Source organism: Streptomyces cacaoi, assembly GCF_006539165.1.
Classification (GTDB): Bacteria; Actinomycetota; Actinomycetes; order Streptomycetales; family Streptomycetaceae; genus Streptomyces; species Streptomyces cacaoi.
In genome coordinates this window covers 151,059-166,901 of sequence record NZ_BJMM01000018.1, presented here as the reverse complement: position 1 = coordinate 166,901, position 15,843 = coordinate 151,059, and the positions used below count along the sequence as shown (strand labels likewise).

General features: G+C 72.9%; 13 protein-coding genes, 2 tRNA genes and 1 pseudogene. 13 read left to right on the top strand and 3 right to left on the bottom strand.

What is annotated here, in order from left to right:
• A pseudogene (locus tag SCA03_RS18435) lies at window positions 1-903 on the bottom strand (hypothetical protein); the annotation flags it as partial.
• Between the two features lie 608 nt (window positions 904-1,511).
• On the opposite strand from SCA03_RS18435, the gene proB reads away from it, so the two are divergent.
• From proB to SCA03_RS18410, 5 genes are all read left to right on the top strand, one after another.
• A complete protein-coding gene (proB, locus tag SCA03_RS18430; RefSeq protein ID WP_141275501.1) occupies window positions 1,512-2,618 on the top strand; it encodes a glutamate 5-kinase in 1,107 nt (368 codons plus the stop codon).
• Between the two features lie 242 nt (window positions 2,619-2,860).
• The gene (locus SCA03_RS18425) at window positions 2,861-3,280 is read left to right on the top strand and encodes a DUF8830 family protein (RefSeq protein ID WP_230988793.1); all 420 of its coding nucleotides are present in this window, start codon (window positions 2,861-2,863) and stop codon (window positions 3,278-3,280) included.
• Between the two features lie 266 nt (window positions 3,281-3,546).
• Window positions 3,547-4,848 carry a glutamate-5-semialdehyde dehydrogenase gene (locus SCA03_RS18420; protein WP_086818107.1) on the top strand — a complete coding sequence of 434 codons (1,302 nt, stop codon included), beginning with the start codon at window positions 3,547-3,549 and terminating at the stop codon, window positions 4,846-4,848.
• A gap of 50 nt (window positions 4,849-4,898) precedes the next feature.
• A complete protein-coding gene (locus tag SCA03_RS36325) occupies window positions 4,899-5,720 on the top strand; it encodes an SCO2584 family spore wall biosynthesis protein (protein ID WP_230988792.1) in 822 nt (273 codons plus the stop codon).
• A 338-nt stretch (window positions 5,721-6,058) separates the two neighbouring features.
• Window positions 6,059-7,177, top strand: a complete 1,119-nt coding sequence (locus SCA03_RS18410; protein WP_030892109.1) for an SCO2583 family membrane protein — start codon at window positions 6,059-6,061, stop codon at window positions 7,175-7,177.
• Here the strand turns inward: SCA03_RS18410 and SCA03_RS18405 are convergent.
• The gene (locus SCA03_RS18405; protein WP_086814924.1) at window positions 7,174-8,313 is read right to left on the bottom strand and encodes a M48 family metallopeptidase; all 1,140 of its coding nucleotides are present in this window, start codon (window positions 8,311-8,313) and stop codon (window positions 7,174-7,176) included. The genes SCA03_RS18410 and SCA03_RS18405 overlap by 4 nt on opposite strands.
• A gap of 271 nt (window positions 8,314-8,584) precedes the next feature.
• Between SCA03_RS18405 and SCA03_RS35155 the strand changes: the two genes are divergently transcribed.
• The 7 genes from SCA03_RS35155 to SCA03_RS18370 all read left to right on the top strand — a co-directional run bounded on the left by SCA03_RS35155 (window position 8,585) and on the right by SCA03_RS18370 (window position 13,734).
• The gene (locus SCA03_RS35155; RefSeq protein WP_037853371.1) at window positions 8,585-8,752 is read left to right on the top strand and encodes a hypothetical protein; all 168 of its coding nucleotides are present in this window, start codon (window positions 8,585-8,587) and stop codon (window positions 8,750-8,752) included.
• A gap of 63 nt (window positions 8,753-8,815) precedes the next feature.
• On the top strand, window positions 8,816-9,478 hold the full coding sequence (gene nadD, locus SCA03_RS18400) for a nicotinate-nucleotide adenylyltransferase (RefSeq protein WP_030892103.1): 663 nt from the start codon (window positions 8,816-8,818) through the stop codon (window positions 9,476-9,478).
• Entirely contained in the window at window positions 9,475-11,316 is a 1,842-nt protein-coding gene (locus tag SCA03_RS18395; RefSeq protein ID WP_086814923.1) for an LCP family protein, read from the top strand. Before nadD ends, SCA03_RS18395 begins: the two co-directional genes overlap by 4 nt.
• 206 nt (window positions 11,317-11,522) lie before the next feature.
• On the top strand, window positions 11,523-11,990 hold the full coding sequence (gene rsfS, locus SCA03_RS18390) for a ribosome silencing factor (RefSeq protein WP_086814922.1): 468 nt from the start codon (window positions 11,523-11,525) through the stop codon (window positions 11,988-11,990).
• Window positions 11,987-12,643: a histidine phosphatase family protein gene (locus SCA03_RS18385; RefSeq protein ID WP_030892093.1), complete on the top strand. Its 657-nt coding sequence runs from the start codon at window positions 11,987-11,989 to the stop codon at window positions 12,641-12,643. Before rsfS ends, SCA03_RS18385 begins: the two co-directional genes overlap by 4 nt.
• A gap of 224 nt (window positions 12,644-12,867) precedes the next feature.
• Window positions 12,868-12,940: transfer RNA gene (locus SCA03_RS18380), tRNA-Ala, on the top strand.
• A 560-nt stretch (window positions 12,941-13,500) separates the two neighbouring features.
• Window positions 13,501-13,734 carry a hypothetical protein gene (locus tag SCA03_RS18370; protein ID WP_030892913.1) on the top strand — a complete coding sequence of 78 codons (234 nt, stop codon included), beginning with the start codon at window positions 13,501-13,503 and terminating at the stop codon, window positions 13,732-13,734.
• Here SCA03_RS18370 and SCA03_RS18365 read toward each other — a convergent pair.
• Window positions 13,703-15,076 (bottom strand): glycosyltransferase 87 family protein, encoded by a 1,374-nt coding sequence (locus SCA03_RS18365; RefSeq protein WP_371863957.1) that lies wholly within the window; start codon window positions 15,074-15,076, stop codon window positions 13,703-13,705. The two genes, SCA03_RS18370 and SCA03_RS18365, sit on opposite strands and share 32 nt — an antisense overlap.
• Before the next feature lie 190 nt (window positions 15,077-15,266).
• On the opposite strand from SCA03_RS18365, the gene SCA03_RS18360 reads away from it, so the two are divergent.
• Window positions 15,267-15,339: transfer RNA gene (locus SCA03_RS18360), tRNA-Ala, on the top strand.
• Window positions 15,340-15,843 lie beyond the last annotated feature (504 nt).

The following is a 15,843-nucleotide window of genomic DNA, read 5'->3' as shown; positions in this document are numbered from 1 at the left end:
GGCCGGGTGCAGCAGCACACGCAGTGCGGAGTGCTCCAGCTGCATCAGATGCGCCACCTTCGGGATGCACACGATCGGGACGTCCGTGGCCTCGATCTTCTGCACCATGAACCGCTCGCGCAGCACGATCAGGGGCCGTCCGTCCAGCTCGGCGAGCGTGGAGAGCCACATGTTGGCCTGGTACGCGGAGGTCGTCCCGCCGGAGAAGTACATGCCGACGGTGGGCTTGTACTCGGCGAGCCAGGCGTCCAGCCAGTCGAGAACCTTCTGCTCGCTCGCGGGCCGCTTCTTCGGCAGCAGCCAGGTGCCCAGGTGGATCGCGCTGCCGAAGGAGAGCAGGAAGGAGAGGCTGACCCCGATGAGGCCCCAGGCTTCGGCGGACAGCCCGGCGCTGAGCATCAGACCGAGCGCGCCGGGGATGGAGAAGCGCAGCAGCCGGCGGCTGGGCTGGCGGGCCAGCAGCCGGGGCGGTGCCGGGGTGAGACGGAGCGCGGAGGCGTCGATGTTGCGGGTGACGACCGGCAGGGTGCGGGTCCGCCGTACCAGCTGGGCCACGGCCTGGCACAGGAAGTGCGCGGCGTAGGCGGCGAGCAGCAGCAGGGTGAGGGGGCGCTCGATGTCCGGCGGCACATCCGGGATCCGGACGAGGCCGATGACGATCAGCATGTCGCGCAGCAGCTGCCGCGTGGTGACGTCGAAGCGGACCTTGCCGAGCAGAGCCAGCAGGCCGGGCTGCCGGTGCGTCAGGTACAGGTCGAGGGCGAGTCCCGCGAGGGATGCGGCGACGAAGACGGGCACGTTCGGTAGCAACGCGCCCGCGAGCTGTGCGGTGTAGAACACCGCCAGCGCGAGCAGCGCCGCCAGCTGTACGGCGCGTCGTGGGGAGAGTCCGGCAGAGGGCACGGGCTGGGCTCCTGGCATGGAGATCGAGGAACTTCTACGGACGGTGGCCACGCGGCCAGTGGTCGACCACTGACCGTATGACGGTCCCGGGTCAAGTGCCAATCTTCGGCGGCCCCGCGCGGGCGCCGCCCGGCCCCGTGAGCGGGCACGGAACCGGCAAAGGTAACCATCCTCACGCGTCCACGGCGCGGAACGCGGGGGCGGCGCGGAGGGGCGCTGACGTAGATTGCGCCCAGGGGAGGCCGCGACCGGCCTGGTCACGGGGCCGCCGGGGGAGGGGAGGGGCCGACCGTGGCGGGGGAGGCGGTCTCCGTTCGTTCACGAGTCGGTCGCACAGGTGCGGGTTTCCCGGAGGCCGGGATTCCGGTCGCGCGGGGAACGCCGCAGGGCCGGAGAACGCCGCAGAGGACCGAGAAGGCCGACCGGCACCGAGAAGGCCGACGAGATCGAGAAGGTCGAGGACGCAGAGGGACGTGGCAGCAGAGGGCGGGGCCGGCGGGGCCCATGAGGAGAACACGGACAGTCACCAGGGCGGGGTCGGCGCCGACCGGGCTCCGGCCGCTCCCGGAGGCGGCCGGGCCGACGCGCGCCCGGGCCCGCGCGAGGCGGTGCGGCAGGCACGCCGGATCGTCGTCAAGGTCGGCTCGTCGTCGCTGACGACCCGGGCCGGCGGCCTGGACGCCGACCGGGTCGACGCCCTCGTCGACGTCCTGGCCCAGCACGGCGGGACGCGGGGCCGCGAGATCGTGCTCGTCTCCTCGGGCGCGATCGCCGCCGGCCTGGCCCCGCTCGGCCTGGAGCGGCGCCCGCGCGACCTGGCCCGGCAGCAGGCGGCGGCCAGCGTGGGCCAGGGCCTGCTCGTCGCCCGGTACACCGCATCGTTCGCGCGCTACGGCCGCGGCGTCGGCCAGGTGCTCCTCACCTCCGACGACACCAGCCGCCGCACCCACTACCGGAACGCCTACCGCACGCTGGACCAGCTGCTGACGATGGGCGCCGTGCCGGTCGTCAACGAGAACGACACCGTCGCCACGGACGAGATCCGCTTCGGCGACAACGACCGGCTGGCCGCGCTGGTCGCCCACCTGGTCCGCGCCGACCTGCTCGTCCTCCTCTCCGACGTGGACGGCCTCTACGACGGCGACCCGTCCACCCCGGGCACCCGCCGGATCGAGGAGGTGCACGGGCCCGCCGAGCTGGACGGCGTCCGCATCGGCAGCGCGGGCCGGGCCGGGGTCGGCACCGGCGGCATGGTCACCAAGGTGGAGGCCGCCCGGATCGCGGCCGGTGCCGGGGTGCCGGTCGTGCTCACCTCGGCGGCCCGGGCGGCGGACGCCCTCGCGGGCCGGGACACCGGCACCTGGTTCCACCCCACGGGGCGGCGCGCGGCCGGACGGCTGCTGTGGCTCGCGCACGCGTCGACACCGGCGGGCGCGCTCACCCTGGACGAGGGCGCGGTGCGGGCCGTCGTCGACCGGCGCACCTCGCTGCTGCCGGCCGGGATCGCCGGGGTGGAGGGCGAGTTCACCGCGGGCGACCCGGTCGAGCTGCGCGACCAGCAGGGCCGGGCCGTCGCCCGGGGCCTGGTGGCCTTCGACGCGAAGGAGCTGCCGCGGCTGCTGGGCCGCAGCACACACGAGCTGGCCAGGGAGCTGGGCCCGGAGTACGAACGCGAGGTCGTGCACCGCGACGACCTGGTGGTGCTCGGGCCCTGAGCGAGGGCGCGGGGAGGCCCTGGGGATCGATGCCCCGGGGCCCGGCTCCGGGTGTCATACATGGGCAAGATCGGAAAAAGACCTGCCCTTCCATGGACAGCTTCTGGAAAACGGCCCCATTCAGGGGCGCGGACTGGTCAACTTTGACGCGGAGGTGCCGCGCTGCCCGTGCATCCGCACGTGCACGCAGCGCGCGGGACCAAGCGGCCGAGCAGGACCAGCAGCACACCAGGAGGCCACCGGTGAGACGACTGGCCAGTGTCGACACGGCGCCCGTTCCCCGGCGCGAGCCCTCCCCCGAGGAGCGCGGCGAAGCGCCCGGGGCCAGGCTCTGGCACATCACGCTCAGCGTCGCCGGAGCCGAGGCACCGCTCGCCGAGGTGCGCCGCGGGCTCCAGCAGCTCGCCCACGACCACCCCTTCCTGCTGACCAGCCGCTACGCCACCGACCACGCCGAGATCCGGTACTGGGAGGAGGCGCGCGATCTGCACGACGCCGCCGCCGTGGCGCTGCGGCTGTGGGGCGAGCACCGTGCCTCGGCGCAGCTGCCGCCGTGGGAGATCGTCGGCCTGGAAGTGATCGACAGGGAGACCTACCACCAGCGGGTCGCCGAGGGCTACGGCCCGCCGCCCGCCACCCCCGTCGGCGTCCACCCCTTCTGAACAGCCGCACGATGTCCGGCGGCCCCCACGACCGCTCTGCCGACCACCCTTCCCCTCGCGGTCGGACCCGCGCTCCGGGCGCCCTTCGGACGGGCGTTCCGAGCGGCGTTCCGACCGCCCTCCGGAACGCCGCTCCGATCGGCGACCCGAACGCCGGTCCGGAGGGCGGTCCTCCGACCGGCTCCGGCGGGACGTGCCCGCCGGGGTCCCGGGCCCGCCGTCCCCCATCCGAGACGCCGGGCCACCGCCGCGCACCCCCGGCTACCATGCGCCGCATGAGCGCACCGCAGACCTCCGGGCAGACCACCGACACCCCCGTCGTCGCCGCCGCGCGCCGGGCCCAGACGGCAGCGGCGGCGCTCGCGCCGGCCCCGCGCAGCACCCGCGACGCCGCGCTGGAGGCGATCGCGCGGGCGCTGACCGACGGCACGGAGGCGATCGTCGCCGCCAACGCCGACGACATCGCCAGGGCCCGGGCGGCCGGCACCCCCGAGTCGATCGTCGACCGGCTCACCCTCACCCCCGAACGCATCGAGCGGATCGCCGCCGACGTGCGCGACGTCGTCGGCCTGCCCGACCCGGTCGGCCAGGTGCAGCGCGGCTCGACGCTGCCCAACGGCCTGGAGCTGCGGCAGATCCGCGTCCCCCTCGGGGTCGTCGGGATCGTCTACGAGGCCCGCCCGAACGTCACCGTCGACGCCGCCGCGCTCTGCCTCAAGTCCGGCAACGCCGTCCTGCTGCGCGGCTCCTCCTCGGCGCACGCCTCCAACACCGCGCTCGTCGCCGTACTGCGCGACGCCGTGCAGGAGGCCGGGCTCCCGGCGGACGTCGTCCAGCTCGTCCCCGGCGAGAGCAGGGAGAGCGTCACCGAGCTGATGCGCGCCCGCGGCCTCGTCGACGTGCTCATCCCGCGCGGCGGCGCCTCGCTGATCAGGACCGTCGTCGAGGGCTCCACGGTGCCGGTGATCGAGACCGGCACCGGCAACTGCCATGTGTACATCGACGAGGCGGCCGACCTCGACTCCGCGCTGGAGATCCTCGTCAACTCCAAGGCACAGCGGCCCAGCGTCTGCAACGCGGCCGAGACCGTCCTGGTGCACGCCGGGATCGCCGACACCTTCCTGCCCCGCGCCCTCGACGCCCTCACCGCCGCCGGGGTGACCGTGCACGGGGACGACGCCTGGCAGAAGGCGGGCGAGGCGGCCGGGACGAAGGTGCTGCCCGCCGGGGAGCAGGACTGGGCCGAGGAGTACCTCTCCTACGACATCGCCGCCGCCGTCGTCCCCTCGCTGGACGCCGCCGTCGAGCACATCAGGACATGGAGCTCCGGCCACACGGAGGCCGTCGTCACCCGGGACACCGCGGCCGCCCGCCGGTTCACCGCCCTGGTCGACGCGGCCGCCGTGATGGTCAACGCCTCCACCCGGTTCACCGACGGCAGCCAGTTCGGCTTCGGCGCCGAGATCGGCATCTCCACCCAGAAACTGCACGCCCGCGGCCCCATGGGCCTGCCGGAGCTGACCTCCACGAAGTACGTGATCACCGGTGAGGGGCATGTGCGTGGGTGAATTCCCGCTCGCACTGCCCAAATTGACCGGTTAGGTCTAGGCTGGGCCCCGTGCCGGACGAGGTGGGGGGCCAGCCGTTCCCGGACGGCGAGGAGCCCGAGTACCGCGACCACGGGGCAGCGGACGAGGAGTTCGCCTCCGTGGTGTTCGACGAGGACTTCGTGCGTTCCGCCACGGTCCATGAACCGACCGCGGCGGAACGCCGGCTTGCCGCGGACCGCTCCCGGGCCGACGGCGAGAACGGCGAGACGGGCGCGCCCCGGATCATCGAGGACGCCCCCGGCCACGGACCGGGCGGCGACCCGTACGGCCCGGCCGACGAGGCCGACGCCGACGCGGCCGGTTCCACCGGTACCGATTCCGCCGACGACGAGGGCCGCTTCGACCGCTCCGACTACGGCGGTCTCTCCGGCGCCCCCGGTGCTCCGGGCGTCCCCGGCGTTCCGGGCGCCGCCGCACCCTTCCCGCCCTTCGACCCGTCGGCCCCGCCCGTGGGCGGGTACCCGCCCGAGCTGGACCCGGCGTACGAGCACGGCTCCGACTACGGCTACGCGTACGGCGCCTACGGCGCCCGAGGTCGTTTCGGCGGCCCGTACGGGGCGCGCGGCCGCTCCGCGCGCCCGTACCGCGGCAGCGCGAGCTGGCAGCGGCCCATCGCCTGGGTGCTGGCCGTGGTGATGGGCATCGGCATGGTCGCGCTCGCCTTCGTCGCCGTCTACCGCGGGGCCGCCGGCCACCGGCAGGAACCCACCCCGCCGCCCGCCACCACCGGCGTCGAGCCGTCGCCGTCCCCGTCGGCGGCCCCCGGCTCCCTGCCCCCGGTCTCCGCCGAACCCCGCGCACCCACCGCGACGGCCGAGCCACCGGGCTGACCGGCCCGGCCACCGCGATCCCGCCGTACCGGCCCCGCACCGCACCGGCCTGCGCCGTACCGACTCCGCGCCCGGCCCGGCCGCCGGAACGGCCCCGGCCACCGGAACGGCCCGGGCCCTGGAACGGCGGCAGGCAGCGGGAACGGCGATCGGCCCCCGGAACGGCAGTCGGCGGGTACCTGCCGTGGAACGTCGGCCGACGGGAAACAGCCCTGGAGCGGCGGCAGGCCGGATACGGCCACGGGCCGGTGGCCGACAGGAAACAGTCGCATAAGAATCCCGCAGCTTGTCCGGCACCGGCCCGCCCACCCCCGCCCGGTCGGTCCTACTCTGTTCCTATGGGCGGGCGAGTGGATCCTCCCGAGGGAACGCCGGACGGCGGCGGTTCCCCGGGCGGCGACGACGAGTTCCGGTCCGTGGTGTTCGACGACTCGTTCGTCCAGGCGGCCCGGCTCCAGGAGTTCTCGGCGCGCGAGCGGCTGGAGGACGAGGAGCACGCGGCCGTGCGCTCCCGTCCCGCGCTCGGCCCCGGCAGCCGCACGGGCCTCAGCTTCTCCCGGCAGGGCCTGGTCCTGGTGCTGCTGATCGCGCTGGCCTTCGGAACGGCCATCTACATGGGGATACGCAACCCGTACCACAGCCCGCCGAAGCCGGACGCCGAGCCGATGCGCAGCGAACTGCTGCCGCTCGCACCCCGCGACCCGGTGCCCGGGGCAACCACGGCGGACCTGTTCGAGCACAGTCCGGCTGCCGAGTTCGAGAAGGGAGCCGCCGGAGTGGTGGCGCCCACGGAGCGGCGCACGGAGCACTTCACGGAGAGCCAGGTCCTCGCCGCGCTCTCGGACGCCAAGCAGTACATCATCGAGAGCTCGCTCGATCCGAAGGTGCTCAAGGGCGGCTCCGTGCGCCCCGTCCGCGTCCTGCTCACGCCCGGTCAGCAGGAGCAGTTCGACCAGAGCCTCGACAACCCCCGCAACGACGGACGGCACGCGGCCACGGCCTGGATGGTGCGCTTCGACCCGGCGAAGACGACGCTGGCCGACCCGATGGTGCGGGTCAACGGCACGATGGGCGTCCAGGAGGTCGGCCCCAACGCGCTGGAGGTCACCGCCGACCACGTGTTCGTCTACGCCGTGCGCCCCACCGAGCTGGGCAAGGGCAAGGACGCCAAGAAGTCCGCCTCGCTCTTCTCACTGCGGCGCGAGGTCCGCTTCCACATAGAGCGCCAGAATCTGCGCGAGCACCAACTGAGCGTCCGCCAGGTCACGATGCGGGCCGGCCCGCTCAACTGCTCGGAGGACCAGTCGGCCGCGCTGTCCCCGCTGCACGCGGGCCAGAAGGCGAAGGATGCCGGGCTGGCCGGGACCGACCCGTACGCACGGGGCCGGTCGACCGACTCGATGTGCGGACTGCTGGCCGCCGACGCCCAGCCGAGCCCGGACCATCCCTCGCACTAACGCCCGGACGCCCCGGTGGAGCCTCCGCCGTCCCCGTCACCGCCCTCGCTGCCGTTGCCGTTGCCGTTCCCGTTCCCGTTGCCGTCGGTGTTTCCGCCGGAGGGGCGGGAGCGGCCGGTGAAGGTGTCGCGCAGCCGGCCGCCGAGGTCACCGGCGCCGCCCGCGATGTCCCGGACGAGGCCCATCAGCGGGTCCTTGCTGTTCTTCACCGACGAGGCGTAGTGATCGGCCGACTGCCGGAACGAGTCGCTGACGGAGGTGTCCTTGTCCTCCTCGCGCCGGGGGTAGTGGCCGTCCATGATCCGCTGGAAGTCGCGGCTGTCGTGCCACCGCTTCAACTCGGCGGCGCGCACGGTGGTGAACGGATGGCTGCGCGGCAGCACATTCATGATCTTCAGCACGGAGTCGCGCAGATCGCCGCCCGCCTCGTACTCCTCGGCCTGCTTGAGGAAGGCGTCGACGTTCATCTCGTGCAGATGGTTGCCGCCCGCGAGCTTCATCAGGCCGCGCATGGACGCCTGAAGGTCCTGCCCGACCAGCAACCCGGCCCGGTCGGCCGACAGTTCGGACTTGCGGAACCACTCGCGCAGCGCCGTGACGATCGCCATGATCGCGACATTCCCCAGCGGGATCCACGCCACCTTCAGCGCCAGGTTCGTCAGGAACAGCAGTATCGTCCGGTACACCGCGTGCCCGGAGAGCGCGTGCCCGACCTCGTGGCCGACGACGGCACGCATCTCCTCCTCGTCGAGCAGTTCGACGAGCCCCGTCGAGACCACGATGATCGGCTCGTCGAGGCCGATGCACATGGCGGTCGGCTGCGGGTCCTGCTTGACGTACATCGGCGGGACCTTCTCCAGGTCCAGGATGTAACAGGCGTCCCGCAGCATCACGTTGAGATGCGCGAACTGCTCGTCGCCGACCCGTACCGAGTCCGAGAGGAACAGCAGCCGCAGACTGCGCTCGGGCAGCAGCCCGCTCAGGGCCTTGAAGACCGTGTCGAAGCCGCTCAGCTTGCGGAGCGCGACCAGCGCGGAACGGTCGGCCGGATGTTCGTACGCACGGGAAGAGATCCCCGGGAAACGCCGCCTGTCGCGGCCCGGCAGCCGTTCGGTGCCGGCGGTGCCGTCTGTCATCTGACTCCCCCTCTTCGGCTGGACTGTCCAGACTAGAGGGTGGACGCGGAGCGGGGCCGTCCCGTTGCCCGGCCCCGCGGACCGGACGCACACCGAGCGGTCATACCTGGCAGCACCACGCAACTCCGGGCAGCGCCCGGCCGCACAGCCCGGAGCTGAGTCGGCGTGAGCCCGGTCAGGGCGCACGCTTACGATGTGCCTGCACAGCCAGTGCCGCGCCCCGGTGCGGCACAGCCAACTGTCCGCTCCGCACGGGATAGGTCCGACGACGATGACGCTGCCCACCACCGCACACGACACCCTGCTCACGCTGGCCTCCGGAGGCGAGCACGGCGAGGGTGGCCACGAGAGCCTCAGCCCGTTCCTGACCGGGGGCGGCGCGCTCGTCGCGCTGTTCCTGCTGCTGTGGATCACCACCCGTTTCAACCGGGACCGCTGAGCCCTCCGGCTCCCGAACCGGGGATGCCGTCCGGCACCCGGACAGAGGATAGGGTCCCCACGCATGGGAGAGGACGGCGAGGAGACAGTGCCCGGCACCGGTAAGCGGCGGCTCGGCGTGATGGGCGGCACCTTCGACCCCATCCACCACGGCCATCTCGTGGCCGCGAGCGAGGTGGCGGCCCGCTTCCACCTCGACGAGGTCGTGTTCGTGCCCGCCGGCCAGCCCTGGCAGAAGAGCCACAAGACGGTCTCGCCCGCCGAGGACCGCTATCTGATGACCGTCATCGCCACGGCGTCGAATCCGCAGTTCTCGGTCAGCCGGATCGACATCGACCGCGGCGGCAAGACGTACACGATAGACACGCTGCGCGAACTGTCCGAACTCAACCGCGACACCGACCTGTTCTTCATCACCGGGGCCGACGCGCTCTCCCAGATCCTCAGCTGGCGCAACACCGAAGAGCTGTTCTCCCTGGCCCACTTCATCGGTGTCACCCGCCCCGGCCACGCACTGACCGACCCCGGGCTGCCCCTCGGCGGGGTCACGCTGATGGAGGTCCCGGCGCTGGCCATCTCCTCCACCGACTGCCGCGCCCGGGTGGAGCGCGGCGACCCGGTCTGGTACCTGGTGCCCGACGGCGTCGTCCGGTACATCAGCAAGCGCGCGCTGTACCGGGGGCCGGGGACCGACGGGGACGGCCGAGAAGTGGGGTCGCACGCGTGAACGACGGCTACGGATACGACCCGTACGGGCAGCAGCCGCAGATCGTCGGCTACGACGAGTACGGCAGGCCGGTCTACGCCCAGCCGCCCCAGGCTGCCCCGCAGCAGGCCCCCCAGCAGGGCGCCCCGGTGCAGCCCGGCCAGGACCCCTACGCGGCCCAGGCCCCGCACCCCGGCTACGACCCGTACGCACAGCCGGGCCACGACCCCTACGCGGGCGGGCCGGGCCAGGGCTATCCGGACCCGTACGCCCAGCAGCCCGGCCACCAGGGCACCCAGCAGCAGGAGTGGTTCCCGCAGCAGTCCGGCGCGCCCCAGCAGGAGCAGTACGACGCGAACGCGCCCTACGGCGCCGGTCAGCAGCACGGCACCCAGCAGCAGCCCTACGCGGGCGCCCCCGGATACGGCGCACCGGACGCCTACGCCCAGGGCGCGCCCGAGGCATACGGCACGGCCGCCCCCGCGGCGCCGCCCGCCGCCCCCGGGCAGGAGGCCGCGCAGGGGCCGGCGCCCGCAGCGGCCCCGGCAGGCCCCGGTCCCGGCAAGAGCCAGGGCCAAGGCCAAGGCCAGGCCCAGGGCGGCGAGGACCGCGACTACCGCACCGAGCAGTTCTCCTTCGTCGAGGAGCCGGACGACGACTCCGAAGACGTCATCGACTGGCTGAAGTTCACCGAGAGCCGCACCGAACGCCGCGAGGAGGCCAGGCGCCGGGGCCGCAACCGCGTCGTGGCGCTGGTGGTCGCGCTGGTCCTCGTGGTGGCGGGCGGCGTGGGCTACCTCTGGTACGCGGGCATGCTGCCCGGACTCGACGGCGCCGGGAGCAAGAGCGGCGCGGCGGCGGGCAAGCAGCGCGACGTGATCGTCGTCCATCTGCGCGAGACCGGCGGCCACGGCAACTCGACGGCCCTGCTGGTCGACAACGCCGGCGCGGGCGAGGGCACCACCGTCCTGCTGCCCAACTCCCTTGCCGTGACGAACGGTGAGGGCAGCACGACGACGCTGGGCAAGTCCGTCGAGGACGAGGGCGCCGCCCCCACCAGGGAGGCGCTGAGCACCCTGCTCGGGGCCGACATCAAGGGCACCTGGCGGCTGGACACGCCCTATCTGGAGAACCTGGTCGAACTCGTCGGCGGGGTCGCGCTGGACACCGACGCCACCGTCCCCGGCAAGAAGAAGGGCGGCCCGCCGCTGGTCGAGCGCGGTGCCGCACAGGACCTGGACGGCCGGGCCGCCGTCGCCTACGCCACCTACCGGGCACAGGGCGAGCCGCAGGGCAAGCAGCTGGCCCGCTTCGGCCAGGTCATGCAGGCCGTGCTCAAGAAGATCTCGTCCGACGGCAAGGCCGCCACCAGGACCGTCGAGTCGCTCGGCCAGATCCCCGACCCGTCCCTGACCGAGGGCCAGCTCGGCGCCTCCCTCGCCAAGCTCGCCGAGCGCGCCAAGCAGGGCGACTACCGCACCACGGCGCTCCCCGTGGAGGCGAACGGCACCCTCGGCAAGCAGGCGGGCGACGAGGTCGTCAAGAAGGTGCTCGGCGGCACCGTGAAGAACTCCGACCCGAACGGCACGCTGCGCGTCAGCCTCCAGAACGCCGCCGGGAAGCGCGGCCTGGACAACACCGCCTCGGCCGCGCTGGTGAACGGCGGATACGCGGTGGTCGACGCCGGCAACGGCGCCACCCGGGCCCGGAGCAGGGTGAGCTACGACAAGCCGGAGAACCGGGCCAAGGCCGAAGAGGTCGCCAAGACGCTCGGCCTGGGCGCCGGCGCGGTGCAGAAGGGCAGCACGGCGGCCAACGCCGATGTCGCGGTGGTGCTGGGCGCCGACTACAAGGGGTGACCGTGCCTCTGCGGAGGGGGTGCCGGCCGGGGTCGGCACCCCCTCCGCGCGCACGACCGCGTGCTGCGGCGCGCTGCCGCGCACGTCTGCGTCCGCCCTGCGCCCGTCCGCGTACGACCGTCCTCCGGCCCCGGACGGCCGGTGACCCGGTCGTGAGACCCTTGAATCCGATACGTACACGACGTTCCCGACCCGAAAGCCTGCCTGTGACCGCCACGGACCGTTCCCGCGAGCTGATCGATGTCGCCGCCCAGGCGGCGGCCGACAAGCTCGCCCACGACATCGTCGCCTACGACGTCAGCGACGTGCTCGCCATCACCGACGCCTTCCTCCTCGCCTCAGCACCCAACGACCGCCAGGTCAGGGGCATCGTCGACGAGATCGAGGAGCGGCTGCGCAAGGAGCTGGACGCCAAGCCCACGCGCCGCGAGGGCGAGCGGGACGGCCGCTGGGTGCTGCTGGACTACGTCGACATCGTCGTCCACGTCCAGCACAGCGAGGAGCGCGTCTTCTACGCGCTGGAGCGGCTGTGGAAGGACTGCCCGCAGCTCGACCTCCCCGAGGACGCGCGGGCGACCCGCGGCAGGGCGGCGGAGCACGCCGGCGAGACGGGCGCCGACGCCACCGGGAACGCCGGGAACGCCGAGAACGCCAAGGACGGAGAGCAGAGCTGAACGGCGACGCGGGCGCGGTCAGGGACCGCAAGATCGTCCTGTGGCGGCACGGCCAGACCGAGTGGAACCTCCAGCGCCGCTTCCAGGGCACCACGGACATCGCACTGACCGAGGAGGGCCTGGCGCAGGCCCGCCGCGCGGCCCGGCTGCTGGCGGCCCTCAGGCCGGACGCGATCATCGCCTCCGATCTGCGCCGCACGGCGGCGACGGCGGCCGAGCTGGCCGCCGTCACCGGCCTCGGCGTACGGCACGACGAGGCCCTGCGGGAGACCTACGCGGGCGTGTGGCAGGGGCTCACCCACGACGAGATCCTGGAGCGCTACGGCGAGCAGTACGCCGCGTGGAAGCGGGGCGAGCCGGTGCGGCGCGGCGGCGGTGAGCTGGAGACGGAGGTGGCCGAGCGGGCCGCGCCCGTCGTCGAGCGCAGCGTCGACAAGCTGCCCGACGGCGGCACCCTCGTCGTCGTCAGCCACGGCGGCACCATCCGCACCACGATCGGCCGGCTGATCGGCCTGCCGCCCGGCACCTGGGAGGCGCTGGGCGGGCTGTCGAACTGCTGCTGGTCGGTGCTCGGGGAGACGCCGCGCGGCTGGCGGCTGCTGGAGCACAACGCGGGAAGCCTGCCCGAACCGGTCCTCGGCGACGACGACTGAGACGGCCGCGCACGGGACGGCCGGTTCACAGGTCCGCTTCGGACGGCGGGTACGGACGCCCCTTCGGGACGGACGGTACAACTGCCCGTCCGGAGCCGCCGGTTGGGACGTCCGGGGCAGGGCTGCCCGGTGCCCACCGGAGGGGCCGCTGGGAGCGGACTTCTCATTCAGGCAGGTCACCAGGTAAGCTACTTCTCGTTCGCGGCGCTCCGGCGCCGGAGCGCGGGGCTATAGCTCAGTTGGTAGAGCGCTTGCATGGCATGCAAGAGGTCAGGAGTTCGATTCTCCTTAGCTCCACAGAAGCGAGAGGCGAGGTGTGCCACTGCCCTTCGGGGTGGCCGCCTCGCTTTCGTTGTTTTTGCGCCGGGCTTCGCCCGCGCCTGGCGGGGGCTTCGCCACCCGCGGCCCCCCTGCCGTCTCCGGCTGGTGTTTTCTCTTTGGCTCTCCCGTCCCGGTTGCTGTGGGGTTCCGGCAGGGGGAGGGGCGGGGTGGGGTTGCTGGGTGTGGGTGGTGGCGTGTGGGGGTGCAGGGGGGAGCCGGGGGTGGGGTGTGCGCCCCCGGGTTTGGTTCGGCCACCCGGTCCGGGGGAGGATCCCTGACCAGGGCTTAGATGAGGGGCCCGGACGTGGCAGAATCGTCACGGCCGGGAGGGGGAAGGCCGAGGGGAGGGACGAGCGCGATGCCGGCGACGATCCCCAGTGCGGAAGAGCAGCGCCCCGTGTTCCAGCACGGACACCCTCCGCAGCTCTTGCAGTGCCCGTCCTGCGGCTCGTCGAACGTCGCCCAAGTGCTCGGTGACAATGGAGGAGTTTCCTACGTGTGCACGGCTTGCGGCCACATCTGGAGCTGAGTGAGCGATGGGCGCCCACAGCAGGAAGTGCGACTGGTGCGGCAGCGGCACCCCGATCGTCCGCGACATGGAACCGGTCAACAGCGCTTTTCAGTACTGGTGCGAGGACTGCGCGCGGGCGCTGATCATAAAGGGCGACCCGATCGAGACCTACCGCGAACTCGACGGCGAACCGATCTACGGCCGCCTGCTCGACGCCCACTGCACACTCAAACGCTTCTACTCCTTCGCCACCGCCTGAGCCCGGCGTCCGCCGGTCCGTCCGGCTCCGGCCTGCGCAGCGCCCGCACGGCGAGGACGGCCGTCAGCACCAGGAAGCCGAACCCGACGGCGGGATAGAGCCCGGAGAGCGCCATCTGCCCCGCGTTCTGGTGCAGTTCGGGCGAATGCGGAGAACCGGGGTCGCGCGGTACCCACCACAGGGCGTACGAGCAGAAGACGAGCGCGGCGACGGACACCGCGAGCGCCCAGCCGGCCCGGCCCCGGCTCGGCCTCCGCCGGGCCTCGGCCAGCAGCAGGGCGAACATCGGCACACACCACACCCAGTGGTGCGACCAGGAGATGGGGCTGATGAGGAGCGCTGTGACGGCGCACGCGACCGCCGCCCACGCCGGTGCGTAGGGCAACCGGCGCGATCCGGCCAGCGCTGCCGCCACCGCCGCGCCGAGCCCCAGCACGACGGTCAGCGCGGCCGCCGCCGCCCACACCCCGCCCGGTTCCGGCACGTGCAGCAGACGGGCGAGGACGCCGCTCAGCGACTGATTGGCGGAGATCTCCGTCCGGCCCACCCGGGAGGACTGGAAGATCGCCTCGCCCCAGAACCTCCGCGAGTCCCGCGGCAGCACCAGCGCCGCGAGGAGCACCGTCCCGCAGAACGCCGCCGTGGCCACGGCGGCCTGGCGCAGCCACGGGTTCCACAGCTGTGCCGCCCGGCCCGTGCGGCGCAGGTCACGGATGCCGCATATGGCACCGCACAGGGCGAGGAAGACCACGAACAGGGCCGGTGTGAGTTTGATGCCGGCCGCGACACCGATGCCCACCCCGGCCCACGGGTGCCCCCGGCGCCGTGACAGGTCCCACAGCACGAGCCCGGCGAGCAGCAGATTGATCTGCCCGTAGCGCAGCGTCGTCCACACCGGCTCGCACCACACGGCTGCGGCACCGATCAGGAACGTCGCCGCGATCCGGGGAAGGCGCACCGGGTGGCCCAGCAGTCGCAGGGACAGATGGACGACCCACAGGAGCAGCACGAGGTTCAGGGCCGTCGCCGCGGTGCGCATGTCCGCGACGTCCAGCAGCGTCAGGGGCAGGAACACCAGCGCGGCGAACGGCGGGTACGTCATCGGGAGATGCGCGTAGGTGGCGCGCAGGGCGTACAGGTCGTGCCCGGCGCGGGCCGCCCAGCCCTCGGCCCGGTAGACCATCAGGTCCACCATCGTCACCTCGGCGAAGCGCTGGGCCGTCCAGAAGACGGCGAACGACGCCAGGCACACGGCCGCGGTCGGCAGCAGCGGTCTCCGCAGCAGGAAATCCCGGAGGGTCAGGGTCCACTTTCCGGCGGCAGCCTGCTGCAACGTACTCACGCGGGATGGCTCCAGGGTGCGGGGCCTGCGGGGGCGCCCCGACACTACCGGCCCTGACGTGCCGGGATGCCCCGTGCCCGGCGTCCTGGCCGGAAGGGACCGGGGCCGGCCACCGATTTGGCAGTGGGGCGCCACCTGTGTGTAAAGTTGGCGAAGCCGCCGCGGGGAACACCCCGGCGGAGCACAGCCCGGGGCTATAGCTCAGTTGGTAGAGCGCTTGCATGGCATGCAAGAGGTCAGGAGTTCGATTCTCCTTAGCTCCACAAAAGCGAGAGGCGAGGTGTGCCACTGCCCTTCGGGGTGGCCGCCTCGCTTTCGTTGTTTTTGCGCGGGGCTTCGCCCGCGCCTGGCGGGGGCTTCGCCACCCGCACCCCCTCCTGCCGTCTCCGGCTGGGCTTTTCTCTTTGGCTCTCCCGTCCCGTTTGTTGCCCGGGTGCCGGTTTGCCGGGCTTTTTGTCGGGCTTCCTGTCCTCTGTCTGTGGAGCTTCTGGGTTTGCTGGGCTTGTTGCGGGGCGCCGGGTTTCTCAGGGGCGGGGGCTTCTGTCGTCGTTCTCGTGGCGGGGGGCTGCGGGAGTGCGGTGGGAAGGGCGAGCGCGGGGCTCCGGGGAGGGGGTCGAAAGTGTTGCGGTACCCTGAGCGCATGCGTGCTGTACGCCTTCTGCTTAGCCAGCCGCGTTGATCATGCCGGTCCGGCGCGGACCGGAATCGGCGCGGCTCCCCCTCCTGTGCGAGGGGTTTTTTCGTTTTGTGGCCGCTGGGCAGAGACG